15 protein-coding genes and 2 pseudogenes are annotated in these 22,537 nt (G+C 45.1%); 15 read left to right on the top strand and 2 right to left on the bottom strand.

The genetic code is table 11. The features are described 5' to 3' along the window. Positions 1-112: 112 nt before the first annotated feature. From MHB37_RS31295 to MHB37_RS31275, 5 genes are all read left to right on the top strand, one after another. Positions 113-1,516, top strand: coding sequence for a cytochrome ubiquinol oxidase subunit I (locus tag MHB37_RS31295; RefSeq protein ID WP_076181720.1), 1,404 nt, complete (start codon positions 113-115; stop codon positions 1,514-1,516). After that, on the top strand, positions 1,503-2,519 hold the full coding sequence (gene cydB / locus MHB37_RS31290) for a cytochrome d ubiquinol oxidase subunit II (RefSeq protein WP_076278208.1): 1,017 nt from the start codon (positions 1,503-1,505) through the stop codon (positions 2,517-2,519). The genes MHB37_RS31295 and cydB overlap by 14 nt, the downstream gene beginning before the upstream one ends. Continuing rightward, complete coding sequence (gene cydD / locus MHB37_RS31285) at positions 2,519-4,285, top strand: thiol reductant ABC exporter subunit CydD (protein WP_076303501.1); 1,767 nt, start codon at positions 2,519-2,521, stop codon at positions 4,283-4,285. Before cydB ends, cydD begins: the two co-directional genes overlap by 1 nt. Continuing rightward, the gene (gene cydC / locus MHB37_RS31280; protein ID WP_076305870.1) at positions 4,282-6,033 is read left to right on the top strand and encodes a thiol reductant ABC exporter subunit CydC; all 1,752 of its coding nucleotides are present in this window, start codon (positions 4,282-4,284) and stop codon (positions 6,031-6,033) included. Before cydD ends, cydC begins: the two co-directional genes overlap by 4 nt. Positions 6,034-6,264: 231 nt before the next feature. Further along, positions 6,265-6,432 carry a CxxH/CxxC protein gene (locus tag MHB37_RS31275; RefSeq protein ID WP_063829780.1) on the top strand — a complete coding sequence of 56 codons (168 nt, stop codon included), beginning with the start codon at positions 6,265-6,267 and terminating at the stop codon, positions 6,430-6,432. A gap of 98 nt (positions 6,433-6,530) precedes the next feature. Here MHB37_RS31275 and MHB37_RS31270 read toward each other — a convergent pair whose 3' ends face one another. Beyond that, complete coding sequence (locus MHB37_RS31270; protein ID WP_038573941.1) at positions 6,531-7,943, bottom strand: MFS transporter; 1,413 nt, start codon at positions 7,941-7,943, stop codon at positions 6,531-6,533. A gap of 142 nt (positions 7,944-8,085) precedes the next feature. Here MHB37_RS31270 and MHB37_RS31265 point away from each other — a divergent pair, with 142 nt between their 5' ends. From MHB37_RS31265 to MHB37_RS31225, 9 genes and pseudogenes are all read left to right on the top strand, one after another. After that, a complete protein-coding gene (locus MHB37_RS31265) occupies positions 8,086-8,436 on the top strand; it encodes a helix-turn-helix transcriptional regulator (RefSeq protein WP_076124295.1) in 351 nt (116 codons plus the stop codon). Between the two features lie 256 nt (positions 8,437-8,692). Then, complete coding sequence (rlmH, locus tag MHB37_RS31260) at positions 8,693-9,172, top strand: 23S rRNA (pseudouridine(1915)-N(3))-methyltransferase RlmH (protein ID WP_076305868.1); 480 nt, start codon at positions 8,693-8,695, stop codon at positions 9,170-9,172. 633 nt (positions 9,173-9,805) lie between these two features. Continuing rightward, positions 9,806-12,217 (top strand): U32 family peptidase, encoded by a 2,412-nt coding sequence (locus MHB37_RS31255; RefSeq protein WP_256716457.1) that lies wholly within the window; start codon positions 9,806-9,808, stop codon positions 12,215-12,217. Between the two features lie 95 nt (positions 12,218-12,312). Beyond that, positions 12,313-12,459 (top strand): annotated as a pseudogene (locus MHB37_RS31250) (DNA-binding response regulator); the annotation flags it as partial. Further along, a pseudogene (locus tag MHB37_RS31245) lies at positions 12,456-13,294 on the top strand (sensor histidine kinase); the annotation flags it as partial. The pseudogenes MHB37_RS31250 and MHB37_RS31245, both read left to right, overlap by 4 nt. Positions 13,295-13,395: 101 nt before the next feature. Next, positions 13,396-14,334: a VanZ family protein gene (locus MHB37_RS31240; protein ID WP_076301544.1), complete on the top strand. Its 939-nt coding sequence runs from the start codon at positions 13,396-13,398 to the stop codon at positions 14,332-14,334. A 24-nt stretch (positions 14,335-14,358) separates the two neighbouring features. Further along, on the top strand, positions 14,359-15,042 hold the full coding sequence (locus MHB37_RS31235) for an ABC transporter ATP-binding protein (protein WP_405168828.1): 684 nt from the start codon (positions 14,359-14,361) through the stop codon (positions 15,040-15,042). Further along, on the top strand, positions 15,039-17,630 hold the full coding sequence (locus MHB37_RS31230; protein WP_405168827.1) for an ABC transporter permease: 2,592 nt from the start codon (positions 15,039-15,041) through the stop codon (positions 17,628-17,630). The genes MHB37_RS31235 and MHB37_RS31230 overlap by 4 nt, the downstream gene beginning before the upstream one ends. Positions 17,631-17,681: 51 nt before the next feature. Continuing rightward, complete coding sequence (locus tag MHB37_RS31225) at positions 17,682-18,677, top strand: WYL domain-containing protein (RefSeq protein WP_341164490.1); 996 nt, start codon at positions 17,682-17,684, stop codon at positions 18,675-18,677. A 98-nt stretch (positions 18,678-18,775) separates the two neighbouring features. Here MHB37_RS31225 and MHB37_RS31220 read toward each other — a convergent pair whose 3' ends face one another. Next, on the bottom strand, positions 18,776-19,246 hold the full coding sequence (locus MHB37_RS31220; RefSeq protein WP_076191502.1) for a pyridoxamine 5'-phosphate oxidase family protein: 471 nt from the start codon (positions 19,244-19,246) through the stop codon (positions 18,776-18,778). Positions 19,247-19,562: 316 nt separating this feature from the next. Here MHB37_RS31220 and MHB37_RS31215 point away from each other — a divergent pair, with 316 nt between their 5' ends. Continuing rightward, positions 19,563-22,445 (top strand): S-layer homology domain-containing protein, encoded by a 2,883-nt coding sequence (locus MHB37_RS31215; protein WP_405168826.1) that lies wholly within the window; start codon positions 19,563-19,565, stop codon positions 22,443-22,445. The last annotated feature ends 92 nt before the right edge of the window (positions 22,446-22,537 follow it).

Below are 22,537 nucleotides of genomic sequence, written 5' to 3'. Positions count from 1 at the left end.
TCATTTGAATTTCACCGTTAAATGACTATCTTTATGTGACATTTATCACAAAAAGAAGTTTAAATTTTTGACAGAATATAATTAACGAAAAGGGGAGAAGGAAGGGACAAATATGGATACAGTAATGCTGTCGCGTATACAATTTGCGTCGACGACAATATTCCACTATTTCTTTGTACCGGTATCAATCGGACTAGCGCTCTTGATTGCAATCATGGAGACAATGTACGTTAGAAAAGGTAATGAAGAGTACAAAAAAATGGCGCAGTTCTGGGGAAAGCTATTCCTCATCAATTTTGCAGTAGGGGTAGTTACAGGAATCTTGCAGGAATTTCAGTTCGGGATGAACTGGTCCGATTATTCACGTTTTGTGGGTGATGTATTCGGGGCTCCACTTGCAGTTGAGGCATTGGCAGCCTTTTTCCTCGAGTCTACTTTTATTGGGATATGGATATTCGGCTGGGATAAGGTGTCCAAGCGAGTACATTTACTGTCCATCTGGCTGGTAGCATTCGGTACGATGTTATCTGCATTCTGGATTCTAGCGGCTAACTCTTTTATGCAGCATCCTGTGGGTTTTGAGATAAATAATGGACGTGCAGAAATGAATGATTTCTTCGCGCTTATTACGAACGGACAATTGCTGGTTGAATTCCCACATACAGTACTGGCTGCTTATGCAACAGGTGCTTTTCTTGTAACTGGTATTAGTGCTTATAAAATATTGAAGAAACAAGAGGTTTCTTTCTTTAAGAAGTCTTTTCAGATTGCAGCCATCGTAGGGATTATTTCTTCTATTGGTGTAGCTGTTGCTGGTCACGCCCAAGCGCAATATTTGGTTGAAACTCAACCAATGAAAATGGCAGCTTCCGAAGGACTGTGGGGTAAGAGTGGTGACCCGGCACCTTGGACCGTATGGGCAAACATTGATCCAAAGAATCAAATCAGTAGTGGAGAATTTCAAATTCCTTATATGCTGAGTTTCCTTTCATATAGTAAATTTTCCGGTGAAGTTAAAGGTATGCTTGAGCTGCAAGCGGAGTATGAGCAAACCTATGGCCCCGGTGACTATATTCCACCTGTACGTACGACATTCTGGAGTTTCCGGATCATGGTTCTAGCAGGAACGTTAATGATTGTATTGGGAATGTACGCTATGTACTTAATGTGGCGCAAAAAAATGGACCGTCCGAACACTTGGTTTATGCGGTTTATGTTATGGGGCTTGTTGCTTCCTCCGATTGCGAATACAGCCGGTTGGGTTATGACCGAATTCGGGCGTCAGCCATGGACGGTATTCGGACTGATGACAACGGAAGACAGTGTGTCGCCTAATATTACAAGTGGTCAAGTTCTGTTCTCCGTGATTTCTTTTACAACGATTTATTTAATTCTAGGATTAGTGTTGGTCGGATTGTTTATTAAAGTGATTAAAAAAGGTCCTTATGCAATGGATAACGATCACGGCGATTCGAATGATCCATATAACGAGGAGGGTTCCCATGATATCTCTTAATGAATTGTGGTTTGTGCTGATTGCAGTTCTGTTTATAGGGTTCTTCTTCCTGGAGGGTTTCGATTTCGGCGTAGGGATGGAAACACAAATTCTCGCTAAAAATGATACAGAGCGCCGTGTTCTGATTAACTCGATCGGACCCTTCTGGGATGGGAATGAGGTATGGCTTATCACAGCTGCGGGTGCAATGTTTGCGGCTTTCCCTGAGTGGTATGCAACGCTGTTTAGTGGATTCTATATTCCTTTTGTATTTGCCTTATTAGCTTTGATAGCGCGTGGTGTCGCTTTTGAATTCAGAGGTAAACGTGATTCATTGGCTTGGAAAAGAACTTGGGATGCTTGTATCTTTATCGGCAGCTTCCTTCCACCATTCCTCTTGGCAGTAGTATTTGCAAGCTTTATCAAAGGATTGCCTATTGATGGGGAGATGCAAATGTATGCAGGGTTCACAGATATCGTGAATGTGTACACTGTAGTAGCAGGGCTTACTGTTGTCCTTCTGTGCCTGGTGCATGGTCTCATGTTCACAACACTGCGTACAGTGGGGGATCTACAGGCTCGCGCTCGCAAGTTGGCTCAAAAATTGCTAATCCCGCTCGCAGTTTTATTTACTGCTTTTGTGATTATGACTTATAATATGACGGATATTTTCGAGCAACGTGGAACGATTCTTATGATTATTGTAGCCCTGGGAGTTATCGCCTTTGTACTGTCCGGTTACTTCATGACGAAGAAGAAGGATGGCTACGCTTTTGGAATGACAGGAGCGGTAATGGCGCTTTCGGTAACTTCTATCTTTGTAGGATTGTTCCCGCGTGTTATGATTAGTTCAATTGATCAAGCTTTTAATTTGACGATCACTAATGCGGCTTCGGGCCATTACTCTTTGAAGGTAATGACGATTGTGGCACTGACTATCCTTCCGTTCGTATTGGGATATCAAATTTGGAGTTACTTTGTCTTTCATAAACGGGTTCACGAGAAGGAGCATCTTGAATACTAATGGATAAAAACTTGCTTGGGTATAAAGGAGTTAAGCCAGTCTTTCTGATTGTAGGCTTCCTTACCCTGGTGCAAAGCTTGTCCATACTTCTGCTGGCTAAATCGCTGGCAGAAGTCATCTCTGCGCTATTTGCGGGAGAACCTCTGAAGGAACAATGGGGCACTGCGCTATTGTTCCTTCTTGCATTTCTTGTGCGCCATGCTTGTGCTATGCTGATGAGCCGTGTCTCTTACCGCTTCGCGGAAGCAACGGGCAGCACTATGCGGAGGGAAATGATGGACAAGCTCTTCCAGCTTGGCCCTAGAATGGTGGGCGGGCGTGGAACCGGGGATCTTGTTACACTGGTGCTGGAAGGGGTAACTAAATTCCGCACGTATCTGGAAGCGATCATTCCTAGAATGGTAGGGATGTCTGTTACACCGATCTTGGTGCTTATTTACGTCTTTACGATGGACACTACGAGCGGGATTATTCTTACGGTAACTATGCCGATTATTATTGTTTTTATGATTTTGATTGGGATGACAGCCCGTAAGCAAATGGATCGGCAATTGAAATCGTATCGCACATTATCTAATCATTTTGTAGACTCATTACGTGGGCTAGAAACATTAAAATTTCTAGGACGCAGTCGTAGTCATAGCGACAGCATTGCTGCTGTCAGCGATCGTTATCGCTCGGCGACCATGCGTACGCTGCGAGTGGCCTTTTTGTCATCGTTCGCCCTGGATTTCTTCACTATGCTGTCAGTAGCTTCTGTAGCGGTAAGTCTTGGTTTGCGGCTTGTAAATGAACAAATGACATTGGTTACGGGCTTAACGATTCTAATCTTGGCTCCGGAATATTTCCTGCCTGTCAGATTGGTAGGTTCAGATTTCCATGCTACTTTGGATGGGAAAGAAGCCGCTGAAGCAATGAAGAGCATTATAGATCAAGATGAGGTGAAGGCTGAAGTAATCGTCCCTAACGGTGATCTATCTGTCGGTTCTGCAGCAAAAACATCGGAACAAATATTCACTTGGCATGAGAATAGCGTGCTCACATTAAATGACGTTAGCGTGAAGTATGAGGAAGCAGGGCTTTCTTCGCTGGAAGCGCTGAACCTGCAATTTAAAGGAGCTAGCAAAATTGGGATTATCGGAGAGAGCGGGGCCGGTAAATCTACTTTAGTGGATATATTAGGGGGCTTCTTACACCCTACTTCAGGAAGTATCACGGTTAACGGTACTACGGTTAGTGCATTAACGGATGAGGCTTGGCGAAAACAGACCTCGTATATCCCGCAGCGTCCGTATATTTTTAGCGGTACGTTAGCTGATAATATACGTTTTTATTACCCTGAGGCTTCTATGGAGGCTGTTGCCGCGGCAGTGAAAGCTACGGGTTTATCGGGTTTGGTGGATACTCTTCCGCATGGCTTAGATGAGATGATTGGTGGCGGCGGCCGTTCGTTCAGCGGTGGCCAGGAGCAACGGGTGGCATTAGCCCGGGCACTGCTTAGCAGCCGTCCGATTATGCTTCTAGACGAGCCAACGGCGCATCTGGATATTGAAACGGAATATGAGCTGAAGGAGACGATGGTGCCCCTTTTTGAAGGAAAGCTGGTCTTTCTGGCTACCCATCGCCTGCACTGGATGCTCGATATGGACATTATTGTAGTAATGAAGCAAGGCCAAGTGGCAGAAATCGGTACCCATCAGGAGTTACTTGCCCGCAAGGGTGCGTATTATGAGTTGATTGGGTCGCAATTGGAGGGAATCCATTGAAACGTGAAGGATGGTTTGCTCCCTATGTATCGTCGTATTTTTGGCGTTTTGTGCTAATTATTGTGCTTGGGGCGTTGACGATTTTTACTGCCTCTTCATTGATGTATACTTCAGGATTTCTGATCTCAAAAGCGTCTACACCAGTCGAAAATATCCTGATGATCTACGTGCCGATTGTCGGTGTACGTACGTTCGGAACAAGCCGGGCAGTCATTCACTACGTGGAACGGCTGATTGGGCATGACACCATTTTACGGATTCTTTCTAAAATGCGTGTGCGCCTGTACAATATTTTGGAGCCACAGGCCTTGTTCCTGTCGTCGCGTTTCCGTACTGGGGATATTCTCGGGATGTTAGCTGATGACATCGAATATTTGCAAAATGTATATCTGAGAACCGTATTTCCAAGTGTTATTGCTTTATTGATCTACGGGGTTGCAGTGATTGCGTTGGGCACCTTTGATATCGGTTTTGCGTTATTAATGGCTTTGTATATTTTGGTGTTGGTCGTGGTATTGCCGCTTATATCTTTGTTGTTCACCCAGAAACGTCAACGTGAAGTGAAGGTAGAGCGTAATCGCCTCTATCAAAAGCTGACGGACGCCGTTCTCGGTATGGGCGATTGGGTCATTAGTGGACGGCAAAGCCAGTTCGTGGAGACCTACGAAGCAGATGAGAAAAAAGTGGCCAAAACTGATGCAGCGCTGCGCAGCTGGGCGCGTCTACGTGCGTTTATCGGGCAAGCAGTCGTTGGGGTTGGTGTACTTTCGATGTTATATTGGGCCGCCGGAGAGTATGCGGATGGTGCTATTGCAGGTACTTTGATTGCGGCGTTTGTCTTGGTTGTTTTTCCTGTAGCAGATGCTTTTTTGCCAGTATCCGAAGCAGTGGAGAAAATCCCGCAGTACCGTAACTCGCTGGAGCGGTTGTCTGGAGTGGTCGGAGAAGAGCAGAATATAGTTTCCGAACAGGCATCTGTAGTCGATGTTCTACCTCAGGTCATAAAAAGTGCTCATATCAAGCTCGAAAATATAGGTTACCGCTATGGATCAGAGGATAATTGGTCGGTTCGTGATCTCAGCCTCGACATCCCACAAGGCAAAAAAATTGCCATCATCGGCCGTAGCGGGGCAGGGAAATCGACGTTGTTAAAGGCTATTCAAGGGGTTATCCAACCTTCTGCAGGTTCGGCTATGATTAATGGAATCGCGGCTGCTGCCTATGGCGATAACATTCCGTCTATTATAGCGGTGCTAAATCAAAGCCCACACTTATTTGATACTACGGTAGCGAACAATATTCGCATGGGTGATCCGAAGGCTTCCGAACAAGCGATTAAAGAAGCTGGAGCATTAGCCAAAATGGATACGCTGATCTCCTCGTTACCAGATGGATACAATACCTTTGTCCGTGAAGCGGGGCAACGTTTCTCCGGTGGAGAGCGCCAGCGGATAGCGTTAGCTCGTATTTTGCTGCAAAATACACCTGTCGTCATTCTTGACGAACCGACCGTAGGGTTGGACCCAAGCACGGAGCGTGATCTTTTGCAGACGATGTTTGAAGCTATGGACGGTAAATCTCTGATCTGGGTAACGCATCATTTGGTTGGTGCGGAGCAGATGGATGAAGTGATTTTTATGGAAAATGGCTCGGTAGAAATGCGTGGAACCCATGCAGAGCTGATGGAAAAAGAACCACGTTACCGCAGATTGTATGAGCTGGATCGTCCAGTGGAGTTTCTAGGGTAGGATGGAGAGTTTGCAGATAACATTTATAGAAATTAGAGAGATATAAGTGAAGAGATTCCTTTTGCCCGTTTGGGGTGGGAGGAATCTTTTTTTTCGGTAGGGCAAGAATATAGACAATGGATGAACAGATTGCTGGAATGGATAGATAGGAGTTCCATTTTCGTGGGAAGTATGGTAGAACAATAGAAGGAGTATTAGGCCGCAGCGGCACAGAAAGGGATGCTTGGTTGAATGTATGTAGTATGTAAAGAACATGTAGAGTTAGCCATCGACAAATTTGTGGACGAGTATGAGGATGCACCTGATATTGTGGACTTGAAGGAGACCGAGTTCTCGGACTGGGACCCGCCGGCCAAATGTGCGGAATGTGAGAAGAATGCGGAATATTTAGTGGTCTAAAGGACTGTTAAAATTTATTAAAAACACCTTGCAGTTCCGGAAATGGGCCGCAGGGTGTTTTTTTGCATGAAATAATATATGTGTTAGCCGATTAGGTCTTATGCATCTGCTGCATCTACTATGTCGGTCAGCGAGCTGCTTCGGTTGCCTCGGCGGTAGAGAATAGCTGAGATGATGGCGATCAATGCTGCAATAGAGAGTCCCCAGTAGATATTGGAGTAGGCTGCAGAAAGCGGCAGTCCGCGCTGCCATTCCAGAGCGCTTGCGGCCATAGCCACGCTGAAGGCGCCGCTAAAGAATTGCAGCAGCTGGAACAGGCCCATCCCAGAGCCGATTTGCGAAGAAGGCAGAATCCGAGAGATTTCATTGGATACACTACTGGACAGTGTCGTGAAGGCCAGACTCATAATCATATAGATGAACATGACGGCAATCCATGACCGCCCAGCAAAGAAAGCGAATAGGATGGTAGCGGTCAATACGAGCAATGGTGCAAAACGTAAAATCCCCGCATTGCCATAACGGTCAATGATTCGCCCCACGGAGCGGGAGACAAAGATGGCGAGCAGCGAACCCGGAAAGATCACAAGCCCGGCATGGCTTGCGCTGAAGCCGAAACGGTGAGTCAGAATCTGCGGCAGCAGGAATAACGTGGCAAAACTGCACAGGTAGGAGGCAACTCCGATTAGAGCCAACACGAGATATGAGCGGTTACGGAAAAGCTCCGGCATCACGAATGGATCAGGTGTGCTGCGGATACGGCCAACAAATAAAGCAATGGCGACAATTCCGGCGATCAAGGCAATCCACAGCCCGCTGGTCAGGAACAGCAGCAGCCCGGTCGTGCCGACGCCCAAGAACAGCCCGCCAAGCACATCAAAGGAGCCACGGGTGGGTACTTCTTTGGGCAGCAGAATAAGGAACAGCGGCACTAGAAGCAGAATAGCTGCCGTTACAGAGAATAACCAAATCCAACCGAGATATTCGACGATGGCTCCGCCCGCGACCGGCCCAAGTCCTAGACCCAGCGAGACGGCTGACATAATTGTCGCCATTGCTTTGCCGCGGCGGGCTTGCGGGATATAGCGGGTAAATAGGACAAGCGACAAGGACATTACTGCGCCCGCGCCTGAGGCCTGGAGAATACGAACGATAAGCAGGAAGATAAAGTTGGTGCTGAAAAAGCCGGCAACAGCCGCGAGGCCCAGCGTCAACAAGCCTATAACCAACAGACGGCGAATCGGCAGAAAATCAGAAAGCCGGCTGTACGTGATTGAGGCAATCGAGAACATAATGGAATACCCAGTGACAATCCAAGAAGCAGACGCAGCCGTAATCCCGAAGGCTTCGGTCACATCAGGCAGCGCCAGATTGAACATAGCCGTATTCATGATGACGAGAACCACAGCGACACTGAACAGCAGGGTCAGCAGGCCTTCTCGTGGAAGAGGCGCTTCCGGAACGGAGGCTTCATGATCCGCATTCGCGGAGAGGTTATTTACAGAAGTCATGTGCGAAGCACTCCTTTTATTATTGTTTAATAGTTCGATTACTTACGAACAATTGAAATATAGCATGCGTTGATATAAAATGCAATTAGGAACACCAATATTTTTTTCGCATTCATCGTACGACAAAAGGGGATAATCATCCGTGAAAATACTATTTCATCCGGACCGCAAGGACATTCAGCTTGCCTCCGTATTGTATGCACTCAGCGATCCGATTCGCTTACATATCGTATCGGATATTCACTTAAATGGAGAACAGGCTTGCAACTGCTTCAACGTCCCGATCGCAAAATCCACCATGTCTCACCATGCCCGTACTTTGCGCGAGTCAGGGGTTGTTTTTACACGAGTTCAAGGAACACAGCGCATGTTGTCCCTGCGGACTGAGGATCTTAATGCACGTTTCCCAGGCTTGCTGGACTCTATATTGAGCGCTTATGAAGCTGGGGGGAAACCGGATTTTGTGATGGAGGAGCAGGAAGAAAGTAAGTAGGGATGGATTGAACCTGCTGAGGACAGGCAATATAGGAAATCGTAGATTCAGGAAATCTAGGAATACGGGGATCAGGAGATCCAGGGATTGTATGAAAAATAGGACATTTAGAGAATGCGCAAGAGTAGGCCGTTTTAATTGTCGTTTCTTTTCCACCGAATATGTGATAGAACAGAAGGTACTTACTAAAACTACAAGGGACGCCCAGTGCGCGTCCTTTTGCTATTTCTATAGAGGATTATGACAGGAGGCACTTATGCTTATTCAAATTATTGGCGTAGGAAAGTTGAAGGAAAAGTACTTGATCGATGGCATCGCGGAGTATGCAAAACGGCTGACACCATACCTGAAGTTTCAGGTCATTGAGGTGGCAGATGAAAAAGCACCCGATTCTCTAAGCGAAGCAGAGGTCGTGCAGGTGAAGGGACGCGAGGGCGAACGCATCCTCGCGCAGATTAAGAGCGAGGCGCATGTCATTGCGCTCGCGATCGACGGCAAGCTGTGGAACTCGGAAGAGCTTGCCGCAGAAATTGACCGGCTCGGCACCTACGGGACGAGCCATGTCGTGTTCGTCATCGGAGGGAGCCACGGGCTCTCCGACGAGGTCATGCGCCGCGCGCAGCAGCGCATGAGCTTCGGGCGCATGACGCTGCCACATCAGCTCATGCGCCTGGTGCTGGTGGAGCAGGTGTATCGCGCGGTGAAGATCAATCGGGGGGAACCGTATCACAAATAGTGGTAAAGCGGAGAACAGAACTCAATATTAGTTTAAATGACTTGAACTGCACAGCATAACGGTTGAAAGCCAATACAATTGAAATAACAAAAATGTAAAAAGAGCCTCCACTTCGATTTTAGTGGAGGCTCTTTTAAGGCTGCTAATCAATGCGCCAGATGCTCGCTCATACTTATGTAAAATTAAATGTTTGCTACTTGGCAATGATAGGCACCCATAATTCCTGCTCAATTTTGGCTCCAGGAGCCAAATAATTCTCTATACATGAGGAGTGAAGAGTTTATGGTTACCTCAGCTGAGAGCGATATTCAGGATATTGTAGGTATGCTTCGTGACGCTAATGATGAGAAGATACGCGTGGCGAAAAATGTACTTAAAGAATTATTATGAGATACGTCCCTCAGAGCAAATGAGGTCATTTAAAACAAGCGCACAAGCCATTGGCTTGTGCGTTTTGCTGCAGCTTAAGTATAGTTCTTATTTTATGATTAATGGTAATAGTCTGAAATTTGATTTTCTAATAATCTTATTAATTTAAACGGGAGCGGCCATGTCGTCATTTATCGGATTTATAGTAGTTATTATCGTATTATCCATCTTAACTGGGATGAAGCAGGGGACTAAGAAGAAGAGATGACGCAGTACGGCAAGCGGAAACCTGCTGTTAAGAAAAGCAATAACAAAAGCGTGAAAACGACCTTTAACCGTTCTTCAATACCATGCAGTCCTGACGATGTACTTTTAAGAACACCTTTGGACAAACTAGCATTGCCGTTATTTATGGATCATAAGGAGGAAGAAATGACTGAATTACTAGCTCCAGCAGGAAATATGGAAGCTTTAAAAGCTGCAATTTCTAATGGTTGTGATGCCATATACTTAGGAATGCAAAAATTTGGTGCGCGTGCATACTCATCTAATTTTGATCTAGAATCGTTACAAGAGGCGGTTACGTATGCGCACCTGAGGGACGTTAAACTCTATGTTACAATGAATACCATCGTTTTTGAAAACGAAGTTGAAGAGATGAAAGAGCAGATCCACGAATTAAATAAAATCGGTGTGGATGGCATTATCGTCCAGGATCTGACTGCGTTCGATTATATCGTTAAAAACTTTCTTGATATGGAAGCACATTGTTCAACTCAAATGGGAATAGACGATTTAGACGGAACTTTATTATTAAAAGAACTTGGTGCCAAAAGAGTTGTTCTGTCCCGTGAGGTTGAGATTGAAAAAGTAAAAGAGATCAAAAGAAAAGCTGAGATACCTTTAGAAATTTTCGTTCACGGTGCTTTATGTGTATCTTACTCGGGAAACTGTCTAATGTCAGGATTAATGGGTAATCGAAGCGCAAATCGCGGAAGATGTGTGGGTTCATGCCGTAAGGAGTATGAACTCATGGATAAGACAACAGGTACATCTTTAGGGAAAAACCATATTCTATCTACCAAGGACTTAAACACAATCGACTATATCGAGGATTTAAAAGAAATCGATTCTTTAAAAATAGAAGGCCGAATGAAAGTGCCTACGTATGTTGCTAATGTTGTATCCAAATATCGCAAGGCCTTAGATCATAAAATAACCGAAGAAGACAAAGAAAATCTGAAAAAAACATTCAATCGAACATTTACTAAAGGATATTTGTTTCACGAAGATAGGAGAAATATTACAAACATTTTAAGACCTAATCACTTTGGTTATGAAATTGGAACAATCAGCAAGATTGTTAAAGATAGGTATGAAATAACACTTACACGACCTTTAAATCAGAACGATACCATTCGAATCAGTCACAACAATGAAGATGTTAATTTAACGGTTGCAAAACTGTACGATAAAGAGGGCGAATTAATCAACAAAGCAGAGGATGTCTGCTATATCAAAATCAAAGAAAAGATGTCTACGGGAGATTTAGTATATAAAACGAAGGATTATTTCTATAACAAAGAATTAGAATTATCACTGGAAAAAGAATTTAAGCGGTTTAACCTCGATATTAGAGTATATGCACGTCCAGATTCAAAGCTTGTCATAGATGCGGAGGGCTTAGGCTGTCATTATTCATATGAAAGCGAGGAAATACTAGGCGAAGCCATTAATAATCCAACAACAAAAGACCAGGTAATCAAGCAATTTTCAAGATTAAATGATACGATATTCGAACTTAATCATGTGGATTTTGAGGAATGCAATGCTTTTATTCCAGCTAAACTGTTAAATGCAGCAAGAAGAGATATTGTACTGGGCTTATATGACTTAAAGCTTAACAGCCAGCAGAAAAGAACCAAGGCTTTGGAAGCAAAAGAAAAAATAAGCTTTGCCCCTGAAAAACCATACTTTACGGCCTCTGTAACGACTAAGGAGCAGTATGATGCTTGCGTGAGCTGTGGAATTAAGGAAATCTATTATGAAAATGTTGTTAGAAGAAATCAGAATCGTTATAAGGAAAAAGAAGGGCAGCTACTAATCGGAGGATATGGCGGAATTTATCACTACAGAGAAACGAATCCGTTTGTTACGGACTATTCTCTAAATGTTGTTAATGCTACTAGTTGCTATGAATTATATAAATTAGGTGCAAAACGAGTCACTTTATCTTATGAATTGAATAAGAGCCAAATTGAAGATTTAAGGAATGCCTATTATGAAGAAAATGACGGCTATCCTGCACTGGAAATGATTGTATATGGCAAGGTTCCTTTGATGTTTACAAAATATTGTCCGATGAAAAAAATGAATCAATGCAGAATTTGCAAAACGAAGAGCTATGAGTTAAAAGATGAGCACGGAACGTTCCCTATCATTTCCCATAATGATTGTACAACGACTCTCCTTAATGGGAAGACGCTTAATCTGTTGGATGAGCTACCAAACATCAAAGGAATCGAGGCGCTCAGATTAAACTTCACAGTTGAATCCAAAGAGCAGGTTGTGAAAGTCATTAATATGGCGTCAGGCAAATTAAATGGCTCTATGAATAATGCTGTCTTTAATCAGGAAACAGACACAAGAGGACATTTTAATAAAGAGATTGTGTAGTCGTGGAATTCATTAAATGTTCTAAAATCTTGGGGAATACTATAAGTAAATCCGAGACAGGTGCAATTCAATCCAATCATAAGGATGAACTTCAGATGAAAATATTATTAGTTGAAGATGATAAGACGATCGCGTCGGGACTGGAATATTCGCTGCAGCAAGAGGGTTATTGGACTGTTCTCTGCCATAATGCCGCTTCAGCCCGAAAGGTGCTCGCCGAAGACATCGATCAGTTCACTATTACGAGCTAGAGAAGCTGTCCATCTATTTACGGGAGATTAGCAGCGGCCAGGCCTCCCTTGACCCTCGCGATAATCAAGAAGGTGAGCTTAGCATCTTAAAGAATGATATTTACAAGGTGACACGCATGCTCTCCGAGCATCGTTCTCTATTGCAGCAGGATAAGCTTCAACTGACCGATGCCATCTCCGATATTTCACATCAACTCAAAACACCGATCACCTCTATGACAGTCATGGCAGATCTGTTAAGCGCCCCTGATCTGCCTCCACTCAAAAGAACGGAGTTCACTCATCATATTCACATTCAACTTGAACGGATCGATTGGCTTGTTTCATCTTTATTAAAGCTAGCGAAAATGGATGGGGGACTATCCCGTTCAAAAAAGATCGAATACACATGAAAACCCTAATCCTAAATGCACTGGAGCCGGTTATGATTCCGATGGATATTAAGGGACAGACCGTTTCCATCACAGGGGATGACAACGTCTCTTTTGACGGCGATTTCCATTGGACTGCTGAAGCGGTTATCAATATTTTGAAGAATGGAGTGGAGCATACACCTGAGGGCGGTGCGATTACCATCACATTTTCCGACAACGTGCTATTTACGGAAATCGTTATTGCTGACAACGGAGAGGGCATTCCGAAAGAGGATTTGCCTTATATATTCAAACGTTTTTATAAAGGAAAGAATGCTAATGAAGGAACCATCGGTATAGGGCTTGCGATGGCTCACAGCATCATTGCAAGCCAGAACGGCGTGATTGATGTAACGAGCGACAGCGGGACTGGTACAGAGTTTCGGATCAAATTTTATAAGCATGTGATTTAACAGCACTCCATAAGTGACTAAACTGTCACCTCCAATGTCACTGTAAAGTCATTTTGGACAGATAAAATGATATTCATCAGATGAACGATGGAGGTACAACCATGCAAATGAAGCAGCATCGCAAGATTACTTTTTTTATCACGATAGGCTACACCCTGATTATTCTTTATTTTATGTTTTTTGCTTTCGGCAGAGCGGATAAGGTAGATCTAACCAGTCAGTACACCTTTATTTTTTTGCCGGACGATTTTTTTAGGGTGCCGGGTCTTTCCGATCTTCTACATCCGACACTGATGGACTTGGTGGGTATTGGAAACATTGCAGCCTTCATACCTTTTGGCATACTGTTTCCGTTGTTATACCGCACCAGCTTTGTTCGCTTCATGACAGGGTTTATCCTGTCCATTCTTGTGGTGGAGACCATCCAGGCACTAACATTCCTCGGCAGCTTTGACACGAACGACGTCATAAAGAACTCATTGGGCGCTGCTATTGGATTCGGGGCCTACAAGATTGGCTTCCGTACAAAAAACTACTGGAGAAATATCACTGCTACGGGAATTGCCAGTGCTGTCTTAATGCTCGGCGTGTGGGGGGTCTTAGGAGTAGTTGATCAAGTGTTCACCAAAGAGTTGGCCCCTTTTGTAGCGATAAACGAATGGGAAGATAGTACCGGAAATCGATTAACGGGAACCAAACAGGACAGTCTTAAGATTGGCGGTCAAGACGTGACACCCCAATATAATGTGTATGGCATCGAAGGTAAAAAGAAGGAAACATATACGTATTCGCTAGGCAATAAGGGAGATCTGTATCTTAGCTTGAATTATGGAATTCCTGATCATAAGGATTTTCAGGGCAGCATTAAGGTTACCGTTGACGGGCATGAGCTCCTGTCTGTATCTGCAGAAGATCAGCTCCATGAGCCGGATATGAGGATCCTTTATCTCACCGGGGCTAATGAGCTTAAGATAACCATTGAGGGGAATGAAACCCTTTGGGATGTTGGATATAGAGAGATGGTATATACCTGGAATTGAGCATCTAGGGAAGGAGGGATGGCAATGGAGATTTTAACAATTGAAAATTTGTCCGAAATATACGGCATTGGCGAATCGGCGGTGAAGGCGCTTGATGATGTTTCCTTTTCGGTCCAAAAAGGTGAATTCGTCGCAATTATCGGACCTTCCGGATCGGGGAAATCGACACTCCTTCATATGCTGGGCGGTGTGGATCGACCGACTGGCGGGAAAGTGTATGTTCAGGATACGGATATGTATACCTTGGACGAAACGCAGCTGGCCATCTTCAGACGCAGGCAAATCGGGCTGATCTACCAGTTTTTCAATCTGATTCCCGTCCTGACGGTGGAAGAGAATATTACGCTGCCGCTCTTGCTGGATCAACAAAAGGTAGATCAAAAGCAATTGGCTGATCTTGTGAATACGTTGAATTTGCAGCATCGATTAAACCATCTGCCGAATCAGCTATCCGGTGGACAGCAGCAGCGTGTCTCGATTGGCAGGGCGATCATCGGCAATCCTGCGATCATGCTGGCCGACGAACCCACCGGGAATCTGGACAGCAGGAATAGCAGCGAGATCGTCGTTTTATTGAAAATACTGAATAAGACCTATCATCAGACACTGATCGTAATCACGCATGACGAACGGATCGCCCTGCAAGCCGACAGAATCATTTCGATTGAAGATGGGAGGATTGCCAAAAACGAGGTGATAAGGCGATGAATATTGTCAATACATTAACCATCCGGCATCTGAAGCAGAACAAGAGACGAACACTTGTGACTATTTTTGGCGTAATTATTTCGGTATCCATGATGACCGCTGTCATTACGCTTGTTTTTTCCTTTGCGGATTTAATGATCAGACAAACTATCACAGATACAGGGGAGTGGCATATTCAGTATCAAGATATAACCAAGAAACAGCTTGCGGCGATACAGGGCGATGTTGCAACCAAAACGGTTGCAATCACAAGAGACCTTGGGTATGCCCCATTAGAAGGGGGACAAAATACCAATAAGCCGTACTTGTTCATTAAGGAATATAATGTGCAAGGGTTCACACAATTTCAGATTGAAATAAGCAAGGGACGTCTTCCGCACACGGACAAGGAGGTTGTGATCTCCGAGTCTGTTGCAACAAATGGCAAAGTGAAGTACGAAATCGGCGACCGTCTAACGCTTCGCGTCGGCGACCGATTCGAACAAGGGGGCGATCATCCCCTGGATCAGACGGAACCGCTGCGCAGGAAAGACGGCACATTGACCGAGACATTACAGCATAGCATAATTAGGGATTATACGGTGGTAGGCTTCATTAAACGTCCGGTGTCGGAAACGGCTTGGGCCCCGGCTTATACGATCATTAGCTATGTCGATGATCATATCATCGGGGGGGACGATCGGGTCGATGCGTCGGTGGTCTTGCAGCGGGTCAATCCGTTCTTGTTCGCACATGCGGAGAAGCTGGCTGAGAAAAACCAAATTGACACTGTCCAATATAATAACGATTTGCTTCGTTATTATGGCTTGTCCAGCAGCGGGGCCTCATCCAGCATGATGTTCTCATTATCGGCAATCATTATAGGGACTATTATAATTGGCTCGGTTGGACTCATCTATAACGCTTTTGCGATATCCGTCTCGGAACGTTCCCGCCATTTAGGGATGCTCGCGAGCGTGGGGGCGACGAAAAGGCAGAAGCGAAATTCCGTATTTTTTGAAGGTATCGTCATTGGTTTGATCAGCATTCCCATTGGCATCTTATGCGGTCTTGCCGGAATCGGAATCGCCTTTTCGTTCATGAACACAATGATTGAAGGGGCATTATGGACTAGTGAAAAGCTGAGGCTTATCGTCACGCCGTTATTGCTCTTGATTACTTGTCTTGTTTCGATGCTGACGATTTTCGTTTCGGCGTATCTCCCGGCGGTTAAAGCATCCAGGGCATCTCCCGTGGACGCGATTCGCCAAACCACTGACGTAAAGCTTACGGCCAAAGCAGTGAAGACGTCGAAGATCATTCGTAAGCTCTTCGGAATCGAAGCAGAAATCGGGCTGAAAAACTTAAAAAGGAACAAACGAAGACATCATGTTATTCTTTTTTCGCTTGTCATCAGCATCGTTTTGTTTTTGACGATATCGTTTTTCACGACTGGCCTGACACAATCTCTGGCATTGTCGCTGGAAGGCATCAATTACGATATTGAAGTGTCGTCCAGTAATGGCGAAAGACTAGATGACCGGTTGATGCAATCGCTTGTATCTCTGGATGGCGTCACGGAATACAACGTGAGTCATGAGTTAGTCGGGAACGCTTGGGTCGATGCAGCAAGCATCGCCGACGAGTTGCAAGAGAAGGTTAAGCAGGATAAGAGTATGCTGCAAGACGGGAAATACCCTTACGAAATTAAGCTCTATGCAATGAATGATTCGAGCCTGCAAGCTTATGCCAGAGCGGTTGGCGCAGATTACGAACAGCTTACGGATCTGGATCATCCCGCCGCAATCGTGATGGATACGATTCATTACAAAGATATAGATACGGGGAAATATATTCAGACGAAGTCCATATATGCGAATATCGGACAACATATCGAGCTAACGAGTTTTATTAAAGCGAGCGGGGAAGAAACGAAGGCAAATAAAGTGATATTTGCCGCATTGACGGATAAGGCACCGATGGGGATGAGCCCGGTAGGCGTAGGCGGGTTAAATATGATCGTGTCGGAACGCGTCATGAATCGGCTGGCAGACGGCGAGGAGCTGGCTAACGCTTCGATGTACCTCCATTTGAAAAGCACGGAACCGGTGAAAACGCAGCAGGAAATTGAAGCGATGAATGAGACCAATCTGAATGTCTACAATGTATATCAATTCAGAATAAGAGAAGAACAACAGATTCTGCTGATGAACGTCTTTTCTTACGGTTTTATCGTATTAATCTCTGCGATTTCTGTTGCGAACATCTTTAATACGATCTCAACAGGGCTGGCTCTTCGCAAACGGGAATTCGCGATGCTGAAATCCGTAGGCGCGACGCCAAAGGGGTTTGCAAAAATGCTGAACTATGAGAGTGTTTTTTATGGGGTCAAGTCGCTCTTGTATGGGCTTCCTGTCAGTTTCGCCGTGATGTTTCTGATCTATAAAGCATTTGCGAACAAATTCAGCTATGGGTTCACCCTGCCCTGGATGAGCATTCTGTCTGTCATTGTGTGTGTATTTGTCATTGTCAGCTCTGCGGTTGTTTATTCCGGAGCTAAAGTAAAAAAGGAGAATATTATTGATGCATTAAAGCAAGAGAATATATGATTCACGTACTTCACCCAGAGGAGGAGACGTTACCCGACGTCACACACAATCATGCGAGTCGACCGATTGCTCTCCATGCTGCTGATCATCTCCGGTAAAGGTACGGTAACGGGCAAGGAGCTTGCCGAGCATTTCGAGGTATCCTTGCGAATGAAGAATTTACACGGCTTGTTTGGCAGGAACGAAGCTTTTAATGACATCATGTTAAAGGTTGAGCATACCTATAAGCGGGAGTCCGATAAGCACAAGCTGACTCTGGATATGTCCCATTTCAGCATGGAGCAGGAAAATAAAGAATACATTGGGATCATAAGCAAGGCCATCACGGATAACAGGCTGCTGGTGTTCGACTATATCAATAGGGATATGGAAAAGCTGGAGCGAACGGTAGAGCCAAGCTGGATTGACTTTCGCCACGGCCATTGGTATGTGATAGGCTTTTGCCGGGTCAGAGAGGACTACCGCAGATTCAAGCTCGTGCGGATTAGGCAACTGAGACAGGGGCCGCCTTTTGCAAAAAGAGAGCTGCCGGAAGACCAAATCGCCGAGGTTATTAAGCAAAGCTATTCGCAGCGGGACATACAGGTCGTACTCAGATTCACTTCGCGAATTGGCGCGCAGCTTACCGAGTATTTTGAGAAAGAGAAGATTAGCCGGGGTGAAGATGGCAGTAGGACGCTCCAGCTATATTATGATAGAAATGTGTATAAAGTGAAATTTATCTACATTGATCCATTTACACAAGAAGAAAAGCTAATCAATGAGGAAACCTATCGTTTCGGCGTACAATTCATGATTCCAAGTAAATCTGTCTGGGGATTAGGAGTGACTGGAATTGGATGGAAGGCGTTAGACGGGGCACCGGAAATTGATGAGTATGCTATGAACTTAGTGCCGGCACAAAATGTGACTTATGAGCTTATCTTGCCTGACGAAGGAAGCGGAGAAGGTGGAGAAGGTGGAGAAGGTGAAAATCCGGGATTTCCAGGTTTTCCGGGATTTCCGGGAAGTCAATTCCCAGGCCTTACGGGTTTTATAAAGTTCTAATGTAGCTGTTATCATTTAGTTGGTTCTTATGAAAAGGTTCATCGTGGCTGACTGCTGCGATGAACCTTTTTTGCTGACTGTTCTATCACTCAGACCACTTAATTTGCCGTCTTATTGATGAAGTCAATCTCATTTCTGATCCCTTTATGGGCGTCATTCCACAGGCCCTTTGTCAGGCGAATGCGCAGCAGGCATGTGTTAGGATCTTCGTCGTTATTGGCTTCGTTATACCACCCGGCGAATATTGTGCGCAGCTTTGTCATCATCTCCGCGTTTTTCTCGTCACATACCCAGCCCAGGTTTTCACCGATACCATCGGCCGTAAAGTTTTCGACGATGATACAAACAGCGACTTCGGGGTTTTGGGCGATCTGCTGCATCTTGCCTGAGGTCGCGTAAGTAACGGTGTAGAACGCACCGTCCTCATAATAGGCGTCTACAATGCGGGCGGAGGGACGGCTTTTGCCATTAGCCCCCGGTTCCAGTGCGATGGTGGATAGTGAGATCAGGCCGTCCTTGTTACCCGCTTGTTCTTCCAGCAGCTTCATGGCTTCGTCGTACTTGCTCATTATATTACCTCCTAAAGTGTCATAAGGCATACATGATTAAGCTTATCATTGTAAAATCTTAGTGCATGTGAAGAATAATACGATAAAATATTAAATCGCCATCAATCCAAGCTTATACTCGATGGTCTTTTTTTTATGCCATTTAATCTCCAGTCTACAAATATATCTATTTTTTTTATGTAATAGACATTGTAAATTACCCTGGTCCTATTGTAGAATCAAGAAGTTGTCGAATAATGGTGTAAAATGCCATCCTTGGAACTCACTAGGACGACAGACTCATTGATATTTTTAGAGTAAGAAGGGGGAAGAAATAATGTTATTCCAAGCAGCACGCCGTAAACTCAGTCTGATGATTGTGTTTGCCCTATTATTAAGCACTCTTACGCCACATATGGTGTTTGGTGAGGCCGCGCAGTTCAAAGACATCACAGGCTCTTATGCGCAAAAGGAGATTCAATCATTAACTGAAGCAGGAATAATCTCAGGTTATGAAGATAACTCTTTTAAACCGAAAAAGGCTATGTCACGTGCCGAACTGGCGAAAATCATAGTCCTGTCGTTGGGGCTAGAAGCAAATGCTGATCAAGCCGCACCGTTTAAAGACGTTGCCGCGAACAGTTGGTATCGCGGTTATGTAGGTGCATTGGTAAAGGCAGGCATTACGGAGGGGACATCGGCCACCACCTTCAGTCCTAATGCAAATGTCACCCGTGAGGAGCTGGTCGTGTTTTTCATCCGAGCTTTCGAATTGGATGAAACAGCGAAGAAGCTTCCGGTTGATAGCAAGCTGTCGGATATCTCAGAGGTGTCCGAATGGGCAAAAGCGCAAGTATCCCTTGCCTTCAAAAATGGTTTCATCAACGGGGTCCAAGGCAGTGACGGCACTCTGAAATTCAAACCGAAAGAGCATGCGGAGCGCCAGGCTCTGGCTCGTCTGGCTTATGAGTTCAAAACCAATAAGTCAGTATATGTCGAGAAATCCAAACAGCTTCTGGCTGAAGAGGTTAATAAGGGCAAGAGTCCTGAGGTAACACCGACTGCCACCCCGGCAACAACTGACCGCGGGACATCTGTGACAGCACCGGCGCCGGGAGCTTCAGGTCCGGGAACGCCAGCATCGGCAACCCCAGCACCGGCAACCCCAGCACCAGTGACACCAACACCAACATCGGCACCGACACCGACACCGGCAACCCCGGCACCGGCAAATGCTCTCCAGGTTGTGGTGAAGGGGGAGAGTTCAGATGCCATTTATGTGGAAGAGCCAACAGAAGTTATATTCCGCTCATCGATTAATGCGCCAGGAACGGTAATCGCTAGTGTCTATCAAGTAGATGACAGCGGCAAAGTCATTTCGCAAATCATTTCGTTGTACGATGACGGTTTGGAAGCCCATGGAGACAGTCTTGAGGCAGACGGACTGTACAGTGGCAAAGCAGTATTGACTGAAAGTACGGAGGGTTACATAAATCTGCAGGCGTTTGTGGGAGATGTGCCAAGCAGCACAGTTTTTAAATTATCTGTAATGAAGCATCTTACGGATGAACAGCTTGCACAAACGGAAATCATTGAAAATAATACACAGAGTAAGCTTGATCAACTGGCTACTTCATATGGTAATTTGCAAAAAGCAAAGGAAGAAACTGTGGCTTGGCTCCAAACCCAAGCAGAAGTAGAGCATGCTGGGATTTCGGGTGAAGGAGGAAGCATCTGGTATTTGCTGGACAACGGGATTCTAGGGGGGATATCCGCAGCTCCTGAGAATACAAAAGGGTTAAGCAGCACCGTAGAAGAGGCTGCGTCCAGTACTACATTGGCGGCTGAGGCGCTAACGCAAAATGTGGAACAAACCGTGGCCACCATAGGAAGCCAGCGAGTTGCTGTGATTTCTCCGTTCTCCGGCACACTTCCATCTTCGACTGTTTATGACGCTGTATATCACAGCTTTGACCAGTCGAGTTACCCTTTCCTTGTAGAAAGAGTAAAGGACACCGCAGCGGGCGTTAATTTCTTTAAAGGGCTGAATCAGTATGGCGTCGTGGTCTTGGATACCCACGGAGATACTTACTATGATGAAAAAGTGCTTCAAAAGCTCCATAATAAGTACGGCATTGATTTCAAATACGCTGGACCGCAAGTTATGTTCCTGACAGGAGAAAAGGCAACGACAGAGAGCAAAAAGACCTATGAGTTGGACTTGAAAAAGGGACGACTGGCTATTATATCCGGTTATTATGCTATTACACCGTCTTTTATTACACGGTACAACGATATGCTACCTGATACCATCGTATATAATGGCAGCTGCCGCAGCGCGTACAACGATTCCATGGCAGATGCCTTCATCAACAATGGTGCTGGCACTTATTATGGATATACCGATTATGTAAAGCTTGCATATGATCAAGCTATTGCTAAATCCGTATTTACCGCTTTAAACGATGACAACATGACAACCGAAAAAGCCTTTCAAGCAGCAGTGGCTGCCCATGGAGCAAACGATGGGTTGGCAGCATTCTTCATGAAAGGAAGCAGCATTGGCACTAAGACCGAAGGGGTCATCAACGGAACCTTTGAAAACGGAACTTGGACCGGCTGGAATGGAAACGGCGATGTTCGGATGATCTCCAAGCTGGGACCGCTTAAACCGACAGAGGGGAACTACATGGCTATTATCAGCACTGGCCTTGGGTATGAAAACAATGATCAAGGAGGATATGACTACAATTCAGACAGTTATATCGAGCAAAGTTTCATTGTTCCGGCGGGTGCAACAACCCTATCGTTCGATTACAATTTCATTTCTGAGGAGCCTAAGGAATTCGTTGGAAGCAAATTCAATGACACCTTCAGAGCAACGGTAACTTCCAGTGTATACATTAATACGGCTTCCCTCATTACTTCTCACATAAATGGCGGCAATACAGTGACGTCCAGTGTCTATGGTAATGATTCTGTTATTATCGGGGCTGAATCGATTAATGAATCCACGGCCTATTGGATTGAAGAGAACAAAGTAGCGATTGATTTCTACGGCGGGGATCATACAACATACATGACGAATTGGAAGCATGTACAATTTGATGTAAGCCAATTTGCCGGCAAGGGCTCCATTGTCCTTCGGTTCCATGTTTGGGACCAAGGAGATAGTATCTACGATACGGCGGTACTAATCGATAATGTAATATTAAAGTAATCAAAAAACGGCTGGATCAGGGGAACCTGACCAGCCGTTTCTTTTGGAAATAAGCTAATGGGCGTGCGTTTGGATATGGATTCCAAATAAAG

It is taken from the genome of Paenibacillus sp. FSL H3-0286, assembly GCF_045040705.1.
Classification (GTDB): Bacteria; Bacillota; Bacilli; order Paenibacillales; family Paenibacillaceae; genus Paenibacillus_AQ; species Paenibacillus_AQ odorifer.
The sequence above is the reverse complement of the archived record's forward strand: the minus strand, read 5'-3'. Positions and strand labels throughout refer to the sequence as shown.